Source organism: Dellaglioa sp. CoH-55-MRSF-9, assembly GCF_056782155.1.
Map to the genome: position 1 here is coordinate 1 of NZ_JBXAYG010000079.1, position 275 is coordinate 275.

The following is a 275-nucleotide window of genomic DNA, read 5'->3' on the forward strand; positions in this document are numbered from 1 at the left end:
GAGCGTGCGTTCGCGGTATTCCGAGCTGCTGACGTGCGTCAGCATCTTCACGTCGGCGAGATCGCTGGCAAGCGCCGCATTGCGCGCGAGAAACCCGACACGCAGCGCGGCCGACACCGATTTCGAAAAACTGCCGATATAGATCGTGCGGCGCAACTGGTCGAGCGTCGCGATGCGCGTGAGCGAGCGCGGCCGCAGGTCGGCCAGCGCATCGTCCTCGACGATGATCAGGTCGTGCGCATCGGCGAGCTGCAGGATGCGGTGCGCCTTGGCCG

Annotated in this window: 1 protein-coding gene; it reads right to left on the reverse strand. The window is 66.2% G+C overall.

Going from position 1 to position 275, the window contains the following annotated elements; all coding sequences use genetic code 11:
* Positions 1-275, reverse strand: a 275-nt coding sequence (locus AC1RPV_RS07865) for an aminotransferase class I/II-fold pyridoxal phosphate-dependent enzyme (protein ID WP_481764214.1), incomplete at both ends; no start/stop codon positions are given.